General features: G+C 67.0%; 9 protein-coding genes. 7 read left to right on the top strand and 2 right to left on the bottom strand.

The window, feature by feature from the left end; all coding sequences use genetic code 11:
• Positions 1–112: 112 nt before the first annotated feature.
• Entirely contained in the window at positions 113–2,965 is a 2,853-nt protein-coding gene (locus PGN12_16235; protein MEH3105437.1) for a glycoside hydrolase family 127 protein, read from the top strand.
• 10 nt (positions 2,966–2,975) lie between these two features.
• Positions 2,976–3,890 carry a glycoside hydrolase gene (locus tag PGN12_16230; GenBank protein MEH3105436.1) on the top strand — a complete coding sequence of 305 codons (915 nt, stop codon included), beginning with the start codon at positions 2,976–2,978 and terminating at the stop codon, positions 3,888–3,890.
• Positions 3,891–4,226: 336 nt separating this feature from the next.
• Here the strand turns inward: PGN12_16230 and PGN12_16225 are convergent, their stop codons facing one another.
• Both PGN12_16225 and PGN12_16220 read right to left on the bottom strand, forming a co-directional pair.
• On the bottom strand, positions 4,227–5,789 hold the full coding sequence (locus PGN12_16225; protein ID MEH3105435.1) for a family 43 glycosylhydrolase: 1,563 nt from the start codon (positions 5,787–5,789) through the stop codon (positions 4,227–4,229).
• The gene (locus PGN12_16220; protein MEH3105434.1) at positions 5,786–8,134 is read right to left on the bottom strand and encodes a glycoside hydrolase family 127 protein; all 2,349 of its coding nucleotides are present in this window, start codon (positions 8,132–8,134) and stop codon (positions 5,786–5,788) included. The genes PGN12_16225 and PGN12_16220 overlap by 4 nt, the downstream gene beginning before the upstream one ends.
• A 126-nt stretch (positions 8,135–8,260) precedes the next feature.
• On the opposite strand from PGN12_16220, the gene PGN12_16215 reads away from it, so the two are divergent.
• From PGN12_16215 to PGN12_16195, 5 genes are all read left to right on the top strand, one after another.
• On the top strand, positions 8,261–9,805 hold the full coding sequence (locus tag PGN12_16215) for a glycoside hydrolase family 27 protein (GenBank protein MEH3105433.1): 1,545 nt from the start codon (positions 8,261–8,263) through the stop codon (positions 9,803–9,805).
• Between the two features lie 341 nt (positions 9,806–10,146).
• Positions 10,147–13,212, top strand: a complete 3,066-nt coding sequence (locus PGN12_16210; GenBank protein ID MEH3105432.1) for a TonB-dependent receptor — start codon at positions 10,147–10,149, stop codon at positions 13,210–13,212.
• Between the two features lie 104 nt (positions 13,213–13,316).
• A complete protein-coding gene (locus PGN12_16205; protein MEH3105431.1) occupies positions 13,317–14,822 on the top strand; it encodes a tryptophan 7-halogenase in 1,506 nt (501 codons plus the stop codon).
• Positions 14,819–16,033 carry an ROK family transcriptional regulator gene (locus PGN12_16200; GenBank protein MEH3105430.1) on the top strand — a complete coding sequence of 405 codons (1,215 nt, stop codon included), beginning with the start codon at positions 14,819–14,821 and terminating at the stop codon, positions 16,031–16,033. The genes PGN12_16205 and PGN12_16200 overlap by 4 nt, the downstream gene beginning before the upstream one ends.
• 1 nt (position 16,034) lies before the next feature.
• Positions 16,035–19,430 (top strand): glycoside hydrolase family 2, encoded by a 3,396-nt coding sequence (locus PGN12_16195; GenBank protein ID MEH3105429.1) that lies wholly within the window; start codon positions 16,035–16,037, stop codon positions 19,428–19,430.
• Positions 19,431–19,439 lie beyond the last annotated feature (9 nt).

Here is a 19,439-nt window from a genome sequence, read left to right as displayed (position 1 = left end):
CACATGAGAGCGGATCCTCAAGGCACATCGCGCCACGAGGATCATTGACGAACCGCGACCGGGACCGGCGCGCCTCGGATGACGTTCGTCAGACAAGAGATGCGGAGTGCGGATGGTGGGACACGATCGGATGGTGGATAGCGGCACGGTGGGGCACGCCATCGGGGTTGGACGGCGCAAGGTCCTCGCCGGACTGGCCACGAGCCTCGGACTGCCGCTCCCGTCCGGCGGTAGCGCCGAGGCGGCGACGACGGAGCGGGTCAATCTCGCCAAGGTGGCGCGGGCGAGTGGCGGCTTCGTGTCCGGGGATACGAGTTATGCGGCGCTGAACAGCGGCGCCGAGCCGCAGAATTCCGCCGATGCGTCGCGCGGCGCCTACGGGACATGGCCGCAGACCGGGCCGCAATGGGTGGTCTATGAATGGGATCAGCCGGTGTCGACCGACAGCGTCGACGTCTATTGGTGGCAGGACGGGCAGGGGATCGCGCTGCCGACCTCGTCGCAGCTTGCCTATTGGAACGGGTCGACGTTCGTGCCGGTTCGCAACCCGCGCGGCGGCGGGGTGGCGGGTGACCGCTTCAATCGCACCACCTTCGATCGGGTCACCACGCAGAAGCTGAAGCTGACGTTCGTCGGCGACGGCGAGAAGTCGGTCGGCGTGCTGCAATGGAAGATCTATAGCGCCGGACCCGTACCGGCCTTCGCGCCGGTGGTCGGCGCGGGTGTCGATCGGGCCGTGGTGGTCGGCGGGCAGACGTGGCTGGCGGGCAAGGCCGAGTGGCTCCAGCGCCGCCCCGGCGATACCGTCCGCTGGTCGCAGGTGAGCGGGCCGGGCAAGGTGGTGTTCGCCGATGCCGGCGCGACCGCGACGCGCGCAATGGTGACACAGCCCGGCGATTATGTGTTGCGGCTGGCGGCTGATGCGCAGGGCAAACGAGCGGAGTCGACGCTTGCCTTGCGCGCGGAGGCACCGCCGCCCGCCAAGCGGCTCGATGTCGTCTATACCACGCCCTACGCGATCCACAGCCCGCTATGGAAGGCGCGTGCCAAGGCGTTGATCGTCAACTGGATCCCGCATTGCATCGCGTATTGCGAGCGTACCGACCTGACCGACGGGCAGGGTGGGATCGACAATTTCGTCGAGGCGGGCAAGGCGCTGCGCGGCGAGGCCCATGCACCGCACAAGGGCTATGTCTTCTCCAATGCCTGGGTGCACCAGACGGTGGAATCGATGTGCATCGCGCTGATGGTCGATGCGCAGGGCGACGCCGAGATCGTGCAGGCGCAGGCGAAAATGCGCGCGACGCTGGAGCGGTGGATCCCGATCATCCTCGCCGCGCAGGAGCCGGACGGCTATCTGCACACCGCCTATACGCTGGCCGATCGCCGGCATTGGCCGGAGCGCTGGTCGCCGGAGCATCGCGCCGACCATGAAGGCTATGTCGCAGGCTATTTCATCGAATCGGCGATCAACCATCACACGCTGACCGGCGGGCGCGACCTGCGGCTATATGATGCCGCCAAAAGGCTCGCGGACTGCTGGGTCGCGCATATCGGGCCGGGCAAGAAGGCGTGGTTCGACGGCCACCAGGAGATGGAGCAGGCGCTGGTACGCTTCGGGCGCTTCGTCAACGATGTCGAAGGCCATGCGCGCGGCGACGCCTATATCAAGCTGGCGCGCTTCCTGCTCGATTCCCGCGAGGGCGGGGCGGAATACGACCAGAGCCATTTGCCGCCCGAGCAGCAATATGAAGCGGTCGGCCATGCAGTGCGCGCGGTGTATTTCTATTCGGGCATGGCGGACATCGCCGCCGAATCCGGGGACCGCGATTATCAGAGCGCGGTGATGTCGCTCTGGGACAACATGGTGAACCGCAAATATTATGTCACCGGCGGGGTCGGGAGCGGCGACACCTCCGAAGGGTTCGGCGGCAATTACGCGCTGCGCAACAATGCCTATTGTGAATCCTGTTCGAGCTGCGGGCTGATCTTCTTCCAATACAAGCTCAATCTCTCGTATCACGACGCGAAATACGCCGATTTGTACGAGGAGACGATGTACAACGCGCTGCTCGGCGCGACCGATCTGGCCGGCACCAGCTTCTGCTATACCAACCCGCTGGTCGATACCGAGCGCGCGCGCTGGCACACCTGCCCATGCTGCGTCGGCAACATCCCGCGCACGCTGCTGATGATGCCAACCTGGACCTATGTGAAGGGCGACGACGGGCTGTACGTCAACCTGTTCGTCGGCAGCCGCATCCAGGTCGGCGAGGTGGCGGGGACGCCCGTCGAGATGGTGCAGGAAACCGACTATCCGTGGAAGGGTGCGGTGGTGATCACCGTCAACCCGCAGGAAACGCGCCGCTTCGCGCTGCGCATCCGGGTGCCGCAGCGCACGACCAGCGCGCTGTATCGCGCCGAGCCGGCGGTCGGCGGGCTGGTACGGCTGGCGGTGAACGGCGAAGCGGTGACGCCGCGGATCGAGAAGGGCTATGCGGTGATCACGCGCGAATGGCGCAAGGGCGACAAGGTCGAGCTGGGGCTGCCGCTGGCGGTGCAGCGCGTCACCGCCGACGAGCGGATCGAGGCGACGCGCGGCAAGGTAGCGCTCCGGTATGGGCCACTGGTCTATAATGTCGAGCGGGCCGACCAGCCACGGATCGACCTGCCGATCGGCAGCGAGGCGCTGGTGCCGGAATGGCGCGGCGACCTGCTGGGCGGCGTGGTCGCGATCCGCGGGCGCTGGGCGGACGGTTCGCCGCTGACCGCGATCCCGAACTATGCACGGATGAATCGGACCGGGTGGGCGATCCCCGAATTCCCGGGTCGCTCGGGCGTCGAATATGCGCCGGGCAGCGTGCCGGCGGGTGGGGTGCAACAGGCGGTCGCGCAGGAGCGGCGCCGGGAGCCGGGGCCGCATTCGCTGGTATGGATCGCGCAGGGCGGGAAGGGACTGGCCTGAGATGCGGGCGATGAAGACGATCGGCCGTGCGCTGTTGCTCGCGGCCGGCAGCATGGCCGGCATCGCGGCGGCGCAGGCACCCGGCGACGACTATGTGGCCCACGCGATCGGGGTGCCGCCGGCGGAATGGAAGCTCGATCCCTTCTACAAACGCTATGTCGATGCGGTGGGCATACCGATCACGTCTTCGGCGGCGGTGCCCGATGCCGCATTGCTCCGCGCGCGCGACATCGTGACCGAAATGCTGATCGAGCGTCCTGACGTGCGGCACGTGATGATCGCGCAGCATATCCGCGTCGCGATCCTGGGTGTGCAGGAGGGCACGGTCGACTTGCCCGAACAGCGCGACTGGAAGAAGCCGACACGCGACGATCCGCGGCTGACGATCTGCGAACGCAAACATTATGACGAGCGGATCGGGCGGCTGACCGATGCGCAATATTGGAACGGTCGCGCGCGCGGCACGGGCGGGCAGCTCGTCAGCGCGGGCGCCGAGAATTTGCTCGGCATTCCCGGCACGCGCTATTTCGGTGAACATATCTTCGTCCATGAATTTTCGCATGGCATCCTGAGTGCGGTCGAGGTCGCCGATCCGGCGCTCTATGCGCGGGTCGAGCGTGCCTATGCCGCGGCCGCGGCGCGCGGCATGTGGAAGGGCGAATATGCGATGACCACGCTGCAGGAATATTGGGCGGAGGGCACGCAGACCTGGTTCAACTCGAACATGCAGGCGGTGGTCGACGGACAGGTGATCCTGAACGACGCCGACCTGCTGCGCTATGATCCGGCGCTCTATAACGTGCTGTCGGAGGTGTACGGCAGCAACCACCATCTGTCGGGGGATGTGTTCTACAGGCATCCAGCACGGGTGCGGCCGGGCGCGCCGGCCGGCGCGCCGCCGGTGGCAACGGCCGAGGTGTGTTGAGGGTGGCTGTTGATGTGTTGGGAAGCGGTTTGATAGTGCTGGGTTGAAGTGTCTACGCGCGTCACCCCGGCGAAGGCCGGGGCCCAGTTGGGAAGGCCGATGTAACAAAGCGCGACGCGCATCATCAGCGTCCCCCAACTGGGCCCCGGCCTTCGCCGGGGTGACGCGGTGATTTTGACGATGTGCGTTCTTTAGCTTCAACAAGCGGCTGGCATTTGCTTGTTTCTGTCGCCCCGGACCCTCCGGCAAGCTCAGGAGGGCCTTGATCCGGGGTCCCGGCTCGACCCTCGGTGACGAAGAAGCGGGGCCCCGGGTCAAGCCCGGGGCGACGAGCGCTTAGCCTCTCGACGCGTCGCAACTCGCGATCACGGTCGGCTTCGCCTTCGTCGGCGCCGCCGCGCGCGGGGCGAGAGCCTCCCATTCCTGCACCGCGACCCCGGCGTATTTGCCCGCGCTGCCCGAAGCATCGAAAACCGCGCGCAGGCAGCGGGTGGTGATCGCCGGGAAGCGCACCGCCTGCCAGCCGTCTACGGCGGTGCCGTAAGCGCTGGCGCGCGGCACCGGCTTCCATCCGCCCTGCCAATATTCGAGGTGCCACGCACGCGGCGGTGCGACGCCCTCGTTCGCACCCGCGGGGTGATCCCCCCAGAAGTAGATGCGGCTGCCGTCGAGCGTGACCGGAACCGGCCAGCGATATTCGATCCACTGCTGCGGCGGGTTGTTCGGCGACCAGCTTCCCCACAGGTCGGGGGGTAGCGGATTGTCCTTGATGATGCCGTCATTGAGCGACTTGATCCAATATTGCAGCGGGATCGGCTCGTTCGAGGCAGTGGCGTGCGCAGACGCGGCGATGTTGCGCGTCGGGGCGGCCGGCGGCTGCGGGCGGCGGGTCGGCGTGATCGGCCGGATCGCGGCGGGGGTGACGCCGTCGTCAAACTCCATCCGGTCGATCGCGACGCTGCGACGGAAATGCCCGCCGCCGACCGCATCGGCGGTATGGTAGGTCAGATACCATTGCCCCTTGAACGCGACCGCGCCGGAATGATCGGTGGTCGAGCTGACCGGCGGCAGCACGACGCCGCGATAGGTCCAGGGGCCGAGCGGGGAGGGCGCGCTGCCATAAGCGATGCAGGCGTGATAGACCGCGGGGGTGCAGGGCGATGTCGGCCCGGCATGGTTGCCCGCATAGAGCATGTAATAGGTGCCCTTGCGCTTCATCAGCCACGGCGCCTCGAAGAAGCCGGTGAGTGTGTTCACGCGGATCGCCTCGCCCTTCGGCGTCAGCATGTCCTGCGCCAGTTCCACCCCGCGCAACTGCCCGAACGTGCCCCAATAGAGGTAGACGCGCTTGTCGTCGTCGATTAGCACGGTGGGGTCGATGTTCTGGATATTGTTGGGGACGCCGACGCGCTGCGAGATGATCGGGCCGGACGGATGCGCATCGCGCCACGGTCCGGTGATGCGGTCGGCGACCGCGACGCCGATCGCGAACCGGTCCTCCGCGTCGCTGTTCCGCTCCAGCACCGGTGCGTACAGGTAATAGCGGCCGTCGAAGCCCTTGACGATCTGCCCCGCATAGGCGCGGCCCGGTTCCGCCCAGCTAAAAACCGCCTCCGGCCGCGCGATCGACGGATAGTGGCGCCAGCGACCCGACGCCGGGTCCTTTGTCGACAGCAACTGCCACTCGTTCATGATGAAGTCGTTGACGTTGGGTGCGGCCTCGTCGCGCCCGGCGAGGATCCACAAGGTGTCGCCTTCGACGAACGGTGCAGGGTCGGTGGAATAATAGCGGCCGTCGGCGAGGATCGGATTGCCCGGCGCGACGACCGGGACGCCGTCCTGCGCGAGCAGCGCGGCGGGGACGGCGACGAGGGTGGCGGCAAGGAGGAAGCGGTTCACTTTGCGGTTCCCTTTTCGGCGAGCAGCCGCGCTCCGAAGAGCGGACCGGCGGTTTGTCCCTCGTGCGGCACCACGCGGACCCGCAGCACCGTCTTGCCGCGGGTCAGCGCCTGCGGCAGCGGATAGTCGATGTCGACGAAGCGGCCGGGCGCGCTGCCCTTGAGCAATTCGCTGGCGACCTTCACGTCGTCTACCAGAATGTCGAAGCCGCGGTTGCTGTCGTCGCCCCAATAGGTCGCCTGCAGCACCAGCGGACCGGGCCGCGCCTTGAGCGTGAACGCCAGATAGCCGCCGGAGCGTATGTCGCGTCCGTTGCGGCCGCGATAGCTGACCGGCCACGACAGCTCGCTTTCGAGATTGTGGTCGCGCTCCGGCTGCATCTCGCCGAAGTGCATGACGTCGATCGATCGCGCGGCGACATCCTGCTGGCGGGCCTGTTCGGCGCGGAACGCGGCTTCCTCCTTGCGCCACTCGCCCTCGGTGAACTCGCGGAAATAGACCGCGCTGCGCCGCTCGTACTGGCGGTAGAAGGGGACGAACGTCAGGTCGCCGGGACGGCCGACGCCCGTGGTGGTGAAGGTTCCCGCCGCACCCGCGACCGGCGTGAAGGCGGCGAGGACGTTGTCGCCGACCAAGGCCGGCTCGACGCCCTGCCACGGCGTCTCCGCCGGCCCCATGTCGGCGGCGAGCACTAGCGGGCCGCGCAGCACCGCGACCGGGCCGCCGCCCTGCGCGACCTCGGTGCGGAGTTCCAGCGGGAGCGTGATCGCCAGCGTGTCGCCGACCTTCCAGCGCCGCTCTACGATCACATAGCCGCCGGCGTGCTCGGTTTCGACCGGCGCGCCGTTGACGGTGACCTGCTCGCGGCCCGCCGCCCAGGCGGGCACGCGCAGCGCGACCGGGAAGCGTCCGCGCTTGCCGAGCGTCGCGAAGGTCAGCCGCGCCTCGGGCTCATAAGGATAGCCGGTCGCCAGCGTGAGCGTCGCAGCACGCGCGCGCCATTGCGCCTGCGCGGGAATGTAGAGGTTGATCAGCAACATGCCGTCGCCCTCCCAGAAGATCGAGTCGCCGTGCTTGGCGTGCGCCTCCATTCCGCTGCCGCCGCAGCAGACGAAGCCTTCGTGACCGGCCGGTGCATGGTCGCGCGCCGCGCCCGACAGCATCGGGGTGAAATAGGTGAAGCCGCGCGTGCGCGGGTTGATCTGCGACAGCGTGTGATTGAGGTGCGCGCGCTCGTAATAGTCGAAATACGCGCCGTCGGGGGTCTGCGCGAACAACTGCCGCGACAGTTTGAGCATGTTGTAGGTGTTGCAATGCTCGCAGGTCGCCTCGCTCAAATTGCGGGCGATGCGATCCGGGCCGAAGAAATATTCGCGGTCGGCGTTGCCGCCGATGACGTAGCTGTGGTGCTTCGTCACGCGGTCCCAGAAGAATTGCGAGGCGGTGCGATAGCGTTGCTCGCCGGTCAGTTCGTAGAGCCGCGCCAGCCCGACCAGCTTGGGCACCTGCGTATTGGCGTGGAAGCCGGCGAGCTTGTCCTCCTGGTCGGCGAGCGGATCGAGCACGCGGCGATCGTAAATACGCCGCGCGACCGCCAGCCAGCGCGGGTCCTTGGTGCGTGCGTAGAGTTCGGCATAGCTTTCGTTGAGCCCGCCGTATTCGCAGCCCAGCACTTTCTGCATCTGCTCGTCGTCGAGCGCGGCGAGCACCCGCTCGAAATAGGTCGCGAGCCCGAGCACCACGGTCAGCGCCTGCGCATTGCCCCAGCCGGCATGGACGTCGAGCAGACCGGCGAACAATTTGTGCACCGTGTAGAGCGGCGACCACGAACCGTTGAGGTCGAACCCGCCCGAGCGGATCTCGCCGCGCATCAGCTCGGGGAAGATCTCCTCGCCATCGACGATCGCGCTCTCACCCTTCCGCTTGCGGCCGAGTGCGCCGACATAGCCGGTGCCACGCTTCGCCTGCGCTTCGGCGAGTTCGGCGACGATATAATCGGCGCGACGGCGGCATTCGGTGTCGCCGGTCTGTTGATGCATCAGCACCAGCGCGGTGAGGTAATGGCCTAGCGTGTGGCCGGCGAGCGAGTCGCTCTCCCAGCCGCCGTAGATCTCACCCTTGGGCTCCAGCCCGGCATATTTGCGGAAGTTGTGGAGCAGCCGGTCGGCGCTGAGTTCGAGCAGGTATGCGCGATCCGCCTCGACCGCGGTCGCGAAATCGGAGGGAGCAAGGCGGACGTCGGTAAGTGGTAGCGGTGCGGCGCGCGCCGGAAGACGCGTGCGCTGGGCGGCGTGCAGCGCACGCGGCAATACCATCGCGATCGAAAGCGTGGCCGCTCCAGTCATCAGCGCTCGGCGGGAAAGGGCCGACATCCAACTCCTCCTATTGATCGCCCGTCTTTACTCGGACAAGAAACGTATACGATATCTGCCATGGCGCAAGAGTGTTGGTCGGACGAGGGAAGAGAAACGATGAAGAAGCCTTCGGTGGCGCTGGCGATCATGATGGCAGGCGTTGCGTCGGCCCCGGCGCCGGCGCGTGTGGCGGTGCCTGAACTGCCGGCCAAGGCGGGAGCGACGCTGCGGGTCGCGTTCGACCGGCGTGCACCGCGTCCGGGCGTGCGGCTGCTGGAGCTGACGAGAACGCGGACCGGATGGGAGGGACAGCTCACCTCGGATTGGTATGGCACGATGGCGATGCGCAACATCGTCCGCAGCGGCGACACGATCCGCTTCGATGTGCGCAACATCAACACGCCGGGCCAGCCAGTGCGGCGCTGGACCGCGCGGCTTACGCCGGCGGGTGTCGCGCTGATCGGCGGTATCTGGTTCTCGAAGGTGAGGCAGATCGGAAAGCCGGTCGGCGCGGCGCGCGCCGCCGCGCTGGCGCATCATGAAGTGTCGCTGCCGCCGCTCGGTACGATCGCGCCCGACGGGCTGGCGGCGACGCCGCCGATGGGGTGGAGCAGCTGGAACAGGTTCGCCGAGCGGATCGACGACCGTACGATCCGCGCGATCGCCGACGCGATGGTGTCCACCGGGCTGCGCGACGCGGGCTATCGCTACGTCAACATCGACGACGGCTGGCAGGGCGAGCGCGGCGCGAACGGCGAACTGCGCCCCAATGCCAAATTCCCCGACATGAAGGCGCTGGCCGATTACGTTCATGCGCGCGGATTGAAGCTCGGCATCTACAGCTCGCCGGGGCTGAAGACCTGTGCGGGCTATACGGGCAGCTACGGCCATGTCGCGCAGGATGCGCGGACCTTCGCGCGCTGGGGCGTGGACTATCTCAAATACGATCTCTGTTCGGGCGAGTGGCAATATGACACCGCCGATACCGTACGCCGTAGCTATTACGAGATGGGCGCGGCGCTGAAGGCGACCGGGCGCGCGATCGTCTATTCGCTGTGCGAATACGGGCGGTTCGACGTGGCGGACTGGGGGCGCGCGGTCGGCGGGCATCTGTGGCGCACCACCGGCGACATCACCGACGATTATGCGAAGATGAGCGAGATCGGCTTCGAGCGGAACCCGCGCTTCGGCCATGCCGGCCCCGGCGGGTGGAACGATCCCGACATGCTGGAGATCGGCAACGGCGGGATGAGCGAGGACGAATATCGCACGCATATGACGCTGTGGGCGATGTCGGCCGCGCCGTTGATGATGGGGCATGACGTGCGCACGACCAGCGCGGCGGCGCTGGCGTTGTTGTCGCGTCGCGCGGTGATCGCGATCGATCAGGATGCGGCAGGGGTTCAGGGCAAGGCGGTGCGCGTCTTCGGCAAGCAGGAAATATGGGCGAAGCGGCTCGCGGATGGCGGTGTGGCGCTCGCGCTGTTCAATCGCGGCGCGCAGCCGGTGCGGATGACGGTGGTGCCGGCGGACGCGGGCCTTGCGCGCTTCTCGGCCTTGCGCGAACTGTGGCGCGATGCGGAGGTACCCGTGTCGGCGGCGACCTTCGACGTGCCGGCGCATGGAACCGTGCTGCTGAGAGCCGAGGGCGTGCTGCCGTAGTGGCGGATTCTTCTCGATCTCCGAGCGGCGAACGGCCGGACGTCATGCGCGCAGCCCTGCTGCGCGCCCGTACCGTGGCGATTGACGATGCCAATGACACTACAGGCTTGAAATTGGTAAGCTTTTGGTGCTCAAGACTTGCGATGGTTTTCGGGCGAGCGACTCCGCTATCTGACAAGTCATTGCGGCGTCTCCTTCCGTATACCATTGGCGGTGGAGGCAAAATTTACCGCAGACTGAGGTTTGCACGCGGGTAGCGCTTGACAAAAACACGGCGCTGCTTATTAAATAAAAAAGCCTTATTAAATAAAAGACGTTTTCAGGGATGAAGGGGAGGATCAATGCGTAAGATCACCATGCGCGGCGCCATGATGGCGGCCGCTTCGCCGGTCGTACTCACCATGGCGATGACCGCGAGCGCTTCGGCGCAGACCGCCACGCCCGATGCCGTGGCCACCTCGGCCGATCAGGTCGCCGCGCCGACGCAGACCGACGACGGCGCAGGCGATATCGTCGTCACCGGCATCCGTGCGTCGCAGGCGCGCGCGATCGAGGTGAAGCGCAACGCCGACAGCGTCGTCGAGGCGATCAGTGCGCAGGACATCGGCAAGCTGCCCGATGTCACGATCTCGGACTCGCTTCAGCGCATTGCGGGCGTCCAGATCCGTCGCGACGCGGGCGAGGGTGCGGCGATCAACATTCGCGGTCTGCCGCAGGTGACGACGCTGCTCAACGGCGAGCAGTTCCTCGGCGCCAATTCGGTGACGACCGTCCAGCCGAACTTCACCGACATCCCGTCGCAGCTCTTCTCGGGCGCGACCGTGTTCAAGTCGCCGACCGCGTCGTTGCAGCAGGCGGGCCTGTCGGGTACCGTCGACCTGCTGACGCGCCGCCCGTTCGACCTGAAGCGCGGGATGACCTTCTCGGCCGCCGCCGAGGGTCAATATGGCGACAAGACCAAGAAGTGGAATCCGTCCGCCAACGGCCTGATCGCCTTCCACGGCGAGCGCGTCGGCCTGCTGGTGTCGGCGGCGTATAGCGACCTGACGCTCGCCAACAGCTTCCGCGGGATTCAGGATTACGGCGTCGCCCTCCGCAACGAGAGCGGCAGCGCCACCAACGCCGGCGACTTCGCGGTCGGCAACAACGGCGTCAGCCGTGGCTCGCCGGTGCGCAACAGCAGCGGGGCGATCGTCGGCTATGACGTGAACGGCGACGGCGATGCCAATGACGCGTTCATCACGCCGCAGTCGCACACCGCCTGGAACCGCATCACCGACCGTCAGCGCTTCGGCGCGAACGCCTCGTTGCAGTTCGAGATCAACGATGCGCTGCAACTGACCGCCGACGCTTTCTATACGCGCCAGACGCAGTATGATCGCACCGCCGGCTTCCAGTTCCAGAACGTCGACTGGCTGTCGTCGCCGTTCCTGCCGACCAAGTCGCGCGACACCGGCGCGACGTCGGGTGGCTACAACGTCAACACCGTGCAGCAATACACCTACAGCCTGCCGAACTTCGACAGCTATGCGGAGACCTTCCGCACCAAGAGCGAGTCGCAGAACTACAATCTGCAACTCGACTGGAAGCCGTCCGAGACGTTCAAGGCGACGGTGCGCGGCATTTACGGCAAGGCGTATCGCAACCGCGACCAGTCCTATACGCAGTTCAGCCTGACCAACGGGCGGCAGTGGGCGTATAACGGCGTTGGCAATTATCCGGGCGGGGACGTCACCTTCAACCCGACCGGCTATTCGATCTACAGCGACACCGCGACCGTCGACTATTCGAGCGGTGCGCCGGTGTTCGGTTTCTCGCCTGGCTTCCTCGCGCAGGCGTCCGATCCGTCGCGCTACGGGTTGAAGACGATCTCGTCGGAGGGCAACGTCTATCAGAACGGCGACATCTGGGCGCTGCGTGGCGATGCCGAATGGCAGGCCAACGATCAGCTGAAGGTTGCGTTCGGCGGCCGCTATGGCGAGCGCAGCGTCAACCAGTTCACCTTCGACCGCGTCTCGCCCTTCTATGCCGGCAATCGCGACAATGCCGCCAACCCGGCGGCGGGCTGCCTCGTCAAGTGGAAGGCGTTCGACGTCAACCTCAACGACAAGTCGTGCCCGGTGCTCGACGCGCAGGGCAATGCCTATACCGCTGGCCTGACGCGGCAGGCGACCGATCCGATCTTCGCCGGGCTCATCAAGCAATATGCGCTGCCCGCGAACGGCGCGCCCAACCTCTACGTCCTTGATCCCAAGGCGATGGATGACAGCGAGGCGTGGCAGAACAAATTCTACCCGGGCAGCCAGAACCTCGTGAACCCGGCGCTGTCGTTCGACGTCCATACGCGCCAGATCTCGGGCTATGCGCAGGTGTCGGGCGAGGGCGAATTGCTGGGGATGCCGTTCCGCGCAAACGGTGGCCTGCAGGTCGTCAACACCAAGCTCAACGTGCGCCAGAACATCGTCGGCAACCCGCAGCCCTATGGCGTGTCGGGCGTCGACGCGGGTGATCTGGTCACCAAGCGCGAGTTCACCGACTTCCTGCCGTCGATCAACATCGCCTTCGACGTGACGAGCAAGCTGCGCGCGCGCGCCGCTTTCTCGAAGACGATGACGTTGCTCGACTTCCAGCAGTGGGGCGGCGGTCTCAACGTCGGTTACGCGATCAACACCACGATCAATCCGGCGCGGTTCGAGGCGCAGACCGCCACCTCGGTCGGCAACCCGAACCTCAACCCGTGGCGCGCGACCAATGTCGAGGGCAGCTTCGAATATTACACCGGGCGATCCAGCCTGCTGGCGGTGGGTGCCTTCTACATCGCGGTCGACAGCTTCATCGCGAACACGACCGAGATCCGCAACGACATCCCCGACAATGACGGCGTGATCCGCCGTCCGGTCGTCACCAACACGCTGGCGCAGGGCGAGGGCGGCACGCTGAAGGGCATCGAGGCGTCGGCGCGGCAGTCGCTGGCCGATTACGGCGTCAACGGCTTCCTCGGCGGGTTTGGTGTCGATGCGAACTACACGCTGTCGCTGGGTGATGCCGGGCTGGTCGATCTGGCCGGCAACAACCAGCCGTTCCAGGACAATTCGAAGCATCAGGTCAATGCGGCGCTGTGGTTCGAAAAGTACGGGTTGCAGGCGCGTGTCGCCTATAACTATCGCTCGAAGCGGCTGGTGTCGTCGAATTACGGCGGGATCGTCGGGCTGGCGCAATATCAGGCGCCGACCAACTATCTCGACGCGTCGATCTCCTACGACGTGACGCCGTTCATCACGCTGTACGGGCAGGCGTCGAACCTGACCGCCGAAACCGAGCGCTACTACCTGACCTGGACCGATCAGGTGTTCAACGAGAACATCTATGAGCGGCGCTTCATCGCCGGCGCGCGCGTGCGCTTCTGATCGTCTCGATGGCCGGGTCGTCACCGATTGACGATCCGGCCTTTTGCTGCGTCATTGCTTCGCTACGCTCGCGATGACGGGCCGCGGCGGGGACGGAAATCGACATGCGTGATCCGATACGATCGATCGTGATCGTCGGCGGGGGGACGGCGGGCTGGATGGCCGCGACGTTCCTCGCACGGCGGCTGGCGCATTTGCGGCTGACGATCACCGTCGTCGAAAGCTCCGCGATCGGGACGATCGGGGTCGGCGAGGCGACGGTGCCCGCGATCCGCGACTTCTTCGCGGCGATCGAACTCGGCGAGGCGGACGTGCTTCGCGAGACCGAAGCGACGATCAAATACGGCATCCGCTTCGCGGGGTGGAAGGAGCCGGGACATCATTTCTTCCATCCGTTCGGCCTCTACGGGGTCGGTGCGCAGGGCGTGGCCTTCCACCATTATTGGCTGAAGCTGCGCGCGGGCGGCGATCAGACCGCGCTCGGCGCTTATTGCCTGGCGACGCAGCTGGCGGAGCGCGGGCTGTTCCTGCCGCCGGTCGATCGGCCCGCCAACGATCTGGGCGTGTTCAATTTCGCGGTGCATTTCGATGCGTCGAAATTCGCGGCGCTGCTGCGGCGGCTCGCTCTTGCGAATGGCGTCGCGCACGTCGACGCACGGATCGCCGCTGTGTCGCGCGACGGCGAGGACGGGCGGGTCAGTGCGGTGACGCTCGACAGCGGACGTGAGATCGCGGGCGATCTGTGGATCGATTGTTCGGGGTTTCGCAGTCTGTTGCTGGGCGAGGCGCTGGAGGTGCCGTTCGTCGACTGGCGGCGCTGGCTGCCGTGCGACCGCGCGGTGGCGATCCCGTGCAAGGCGGCGCAGGTGCACCGGCCGTTCACGACCGCGACGGCGACCAGCGCGGGGTGGCGATGGCATATCCCGCTGCGGCACCGCGTCGGGAACGGGCACGTCTATTGCTCGGACTTCATCGACGATGCGGCGGCCGAGGATGCGCTGCTCGGCGCGCTGGAGGGCGAGGCGATCGCGACGCCGAACCGCATCCGCTTCACCGCCGGGCATCGCGCGCGCTTCTGGGAGAAGAACGTGGTCGGGCTGGGCCTGTCGTCCGGCTTCCTCGAACCGCTTGAATCGACGAGCATCACGCTGATCCAATCGGGGCTCGAGCGACTGATTCCGCTGTTCCCGACCCGCGACGTCGACCCGCGACTGGCGGCGACCTACAACCGGCAATCGGTGCTGGAGTTCGAGCGCATCCGCGACTTCCTGATGCTGCATTACAGCGGCAATCGTCGCTTCGGCGAGCCTTTCTGGGACCATGTCCGCGCGATCGAACCGACCGAGGGATTGCAGGGCAAGCTCGACGCATGGCGCGCGGCGGGCGAGTTCGTGCGGCGTGAGTGGGATACCTTTCAGGATGCGAGCTGGCTGAGCATGTATGCAGGATTCGACGATTTGCCCGCGCGTTACGCGCCGCTGGCCGACCAGATACCGGAGGCCGACCTGCGTGACAGCCTGACGCGGATGCGCGCGGCGATCGAGGCGACGTTGCGCCATGCCGAGCCGCATGCCGATTTCCTGAACCGCGTCCACGCAGGCCGGGCATGAACGTCGCCGCGCTGTTGCGCCTGACGGGCGCCAATATCGAACATGCCGGGCTCCACAACCAGCGCGTCGTGCTGCACGCGATCCGTGTCGCGGGATCGGCGACGCGCGCGGAGGTGGCGGCGGTCACCGGGCTGACCACTGCGACGGTCACCAATATTACCAACCGCTTGCTCGACGAGGGCTTGCTCGGTCGCGCCGGACAGCGGCGTGGCGGGCGTGGGCAGCCGGCGACGCGGCTGTGCGTCAATCCCGACGGGGCGTTCGCGATCGGGGTGAACATCGACCGCGATCACCTGACGATGGTGGTGGTTGATTTCGAGGGGCGGTCGCGCGCCAGGATCAGCCGCGAGGTCGCCTATTCGAGCCCCGAGGACGTGCGCGCCTTCTATCGCGAGCAAGTCCATACGCTGCTGAAACAGGGCGGGATTTCGCCCGCGGCGCTGAGCGGGATCGGGGTGGCGCGGCCCGACGATCTCGGCGCGATCGATCTGCCGGGGCGGCCGCGCGACTATGATCGCTGGTCGACGCATGACGTCGCCTCGCTGTTCGCCGGGCCGCTCGACCTGCGGGTGACGGTCGAGAACGACGCGGCGGCGGCGGCGATCGGGGAGATGCAGTTCGGGCTCGGACAGCAATATGCGAGCTTTTTCTATCTGTTGATTACGGTCGGGCTCGGCGGGGGCGTGGTGGTCAACGCGCTCTACGATCGCGGCGCGAACGGGCGGAGCGGCGAGATCGGCTTCCTGCTGGTCGAGGACCACGAGGGGCGGCGCGTGCCGTTGCAGGAGGTGCTGTCGATCGCCGGACTGACGCGGGCGCTGGAAGCCAAGGGGTTGGGCGGGAAGGCAATTCACGCGCTTGATCTAGGCGATCCGGCGGTGGCGGCGGTGACCGACGCATGGGTGGCGCGCGCGGCGGCGGTGCTGGCTCCGCCTTTGATTGCAGTGAGTTGCCTGCTCAACCCGGGTGCGGTGCTGGTCGGGGGGCGGCTGCCGGTCGCGCTTGTCGAGCAATTGGGGCAGGCGACGAGCGCGCTGATGCAGCGTGATGGCGGCTATGCGCCTGTTTTGGCGCCGATTCGTACGGCTGCGCTGGCGGAGGACTCGCCGGCGATCGGGGCGGCGTTGCTGGCGTTCGGGCATCTGCTGCTGCCCGCCGACACGCCGGGACGGCAGCCTAGCGCGATGATTTCACGAGACAAAGGGCGGTAGGATGAAGCGCGGGACTACAATGATCGCCGGAATGTTGCTGGCAGGGAGCGCGCAGGCGCAGGAAATCGGCAACGCCGGGCCGTATAATGCGCGCTTTCTACAAGGCGGTATCGGGATCGAGCGGCCGCTGGAGCGTGCCGACGCGCTGGTCGCCGCAGGCGCGCCGTACACGATCGCGACCTGGGTCGACGCGGGTGCGCAAAACGACGCGTCGGGGACGCTGATCCGCCTTGGAATACCCGCCTCCGCGCGCACCTTGTCGCTCGAAAACGGGCGAATCGTGCTGCGCGATGGCACGTCGGCGCTGCGCGGTGCCATCGTGCCGACGGGCTGGCATCATCTCGCCGCGGTGTCGGACGGTGCGCGGGTGACCTTGTATCTCGACGGCCGGCGCGTCGGTGGTGGCGCGGCGCGATCGAGCGCGGTCGCGCCGCAGATCGCGATCGCACCGGCGACGCCCGGCGAGCCGCATTTCGGCGGGCAGTTGATCGACGCGCGCGTCACCGGCACCGCGCTCGATGCGCGACAGGTGGCGGCGATCGCACGCGCCAAGCCGGATGCGGCTTTGGTGCAGATGACCGAGGTTGGGGTCGGCTGGCCGTTCCAGAAGCAGGCCAATATCGGGCTCACGACGCAGCAGGACGCGTGGACGCTGCCGCAGTCGCGCGATGGTGCCTATACCGCGCCGGTCGCCAAGCCGGTGGCGAACGCTGCGGTGATGCAGCCGCTCGACGACCATCGCTGGCAGGTGAATGGCTGGACGCTCGCCGCCGCGCCCGAGGTGAAGGGGGACGGTGCGGTGCTGTCGCGGCCCGGCAATCCTTCGGGGACGTGGCGCGCGGCGACGGTGCCGGGGACGGTGCTCCAGACCTTGGTCGATCGCGGCGTCTATCCCGATCCCTATTACGGGCTGAACAACCTCAAAATCCCCGAGAGCCTCGCGCGGCAGGATTATTGGTATCGCACGCGCTTCACCGTCCCCGCCGCGGTGGCGGGCAGAAGGCTGACGTTGGTGTTCGGCGGGATCAATTATGCGTCGGAGATCTGGGCGAACGGACAGCGTATCGGCGAGACGCAAGGCGCGTTCGTGCGCGGGCAGTTCGATTATGTGCCGGTCGCGGGGGAGAATGTCATTGCGGTGCGTGTCTCGCCGCCGCCGCATCCCGGCATCCCGCACGAGCAGTCGGTGAGCGCGGGGGTCGGCGAGAATGGCGGGCAGCTCGCGATCGACGGGCCGACCTTCGTCGCGACGGAGGGTTGGGACTGGATTCCCGGGATCCGCGACCGCAACACCGGGCTGTGGCGGCCGGTCGAGCTGGTCGCGACCGGCGCGGTGCGGATCGGCGATCCGCATGTCGTCACCGACCTGCCGCTGCCGCGCACCGACCGCGCCGACGTTTACGTCACGGTGCCGCTCGACAATGGCGGACCCGCAACGCCGGTGACGGTGCGCGTCGCGTTCGAGGGCGTGACGGTCGAGAAGCAGGTGACTGCGCCGACGGGCAAGAGCGAGGTGAGGTTCACCCCCGCCGAGTTCCGCCAGCTGAGCGTCGCCAACCCCAAATTGTGGTGGCCGAACGGCTATGGCGCGCCGCACCTCTACGACGTGACCTATCAGGTCGCGGATGCACGGGGCGTATCCGACACGCGCAAGGCGCGGTTCGGGATCCGCGAGGTCAGCTACGACCTGTCGCTGTTCGATGCGGCTGGCGCGCTGCGGCGTGTCAACGTCCAGACCACCGACGGCGGGCTGGCGGGGACGCCGCTGATCGACATCCGCCACGCCGCGATCAAGCAGACGCCGACCGGCTGGGCGGAGTCGCTGACTGCGGCGGGCGAGACGTCGCGCGGCGTGACGCCGATTACCGAAACCTTGCCCGAGCCGCACCTGACGATCCGCGTCAACGGCGTGCGGATCGCGGCGCGCGGCGGCAACTGGGGCATGGACGATGCGATGAAGCGCGTCAGCTATGATCGGCTCGCGCCCTATTTCCGCCTTCAGCGCGAGGCGCATATGAACATCATCCGCAACTGGATGGGCAACAACAACGAGGATGAGTTCTTCGACCTCGCCGACGAGAACGGCATGATGGTCCTCAACGATTTCTGGCAGTCGACGCAGAATTTCCAGATCGAGCCGGAAGACGCCTCGCTGTTCCTCGACAACGCCCGCGACACGATCGCGCGCTATCGCAACCATCCGTCGATCATCCTGTGGTTCGGGCGCAACGAGGGCGTGCCCTATCCGGTGCTCAACGAGGGGCTGGCGAAGGCGGTGTTCGAACTGGACGGGACGCGCTGGTTCACGGGCAGCTCCAATGTCGTCAATCTGCAGGGGTCGGGGCCGTACAATTACCGCGCGCCGGTCGGCTATTTCACCGATCTCGCCACTGGCTTCTCGGTCGAGACGGGGACGCCATCGCTGTCGACCGCGGAGTCGATCGCCAGCTATGTGCCGGCCGGCGACCGCTGGCCGCTGGGCGACGTGCTCGCCTATCACGACTGGCATTTCGGCGGGAACGGCGACACCAAGACGTTCATGGCCGCGCTTGACCGTATGTATGGCGCGGGCACCAGCTTCGCCGACTTCGAGCGCAAGGCGCAGATGATGAACCTCGAGACGCACAAGGCGATGTACGAAGGGTTCCTTGGGCATTTGTGGACCAAGAATTCGGGGCGGCTGCTGTGGATGACGCACCCGGCGTGGCCGTCGAACGCGTGGCAGATCTATTCGTGGGATTACGATACGCAGGCGTCCTATTACGGGGCGAAGAAGGCGGTCGAGCCGCTGCACGTCCAGTTGAACCTGCCCGGCAACGAACTGGTGGTGCTCAACACGACGCAGGCCGATGCCAAGGGGCTGACCGCGCGGGTGAAGGTGGTCGGGCTCGACAATCGTGAACTGTTCGCGCGCGACACGAAGCTGGACGCGCTCGCCAATCGCGCGACCGCGCTAGCGGCGGTGCCGCTGGGCGAACTGTTCGCGGCGAACCCGATGGTGCTGGTCAAATTATCGCTGATCGGCGCGGACGGGGCAGCGGTGTCGGAGAATTTCTACTGGCGCGGGCGCGACGAGAGCGCGTACCGGGCGCTCGACACGCTGGCCCCGGCGGCGCTGACCGCGCGCGCGGCGGCGGCGGTGGTCGAGGGCGATGATCGCGTCGTGCGCGTGACGCTGGCCAACGACACCGCGACGCCCGCGCTCAACGCCAAGCTGACGCTGGTCGATGCGCAGGGCAAGCGCATCCTGCCGGCCTTCTACGACGACAATTATGTCTCGCTGCTGCCCGGCGAGCGGCGGGAGATCGCGATCCGCTACCCGGCGGCGGTCGCGGGGGCGCCGCGCGTCACGCTGCGCGGGTGGAACGTGCCCGCCGCGACGATCCCGGCCGGGTGATTGACGGCA

Source organism: Sphingomonas phyllosphaerae (assembly GCA_036946405.1).
Taxonomy (GTDB): domain Bacteria; phylum Pseudomonadota; class Alphaproteobacteria; order Sphingomonadales; family Sphingomonadaceae; genus Sphingomonas; species Sphingomonas phyllosphaerae_D.
Note: the sequence above shows the minus strand (reverse complement) of the source record. Positions and strands in the feature narration are given on the sequence as shown.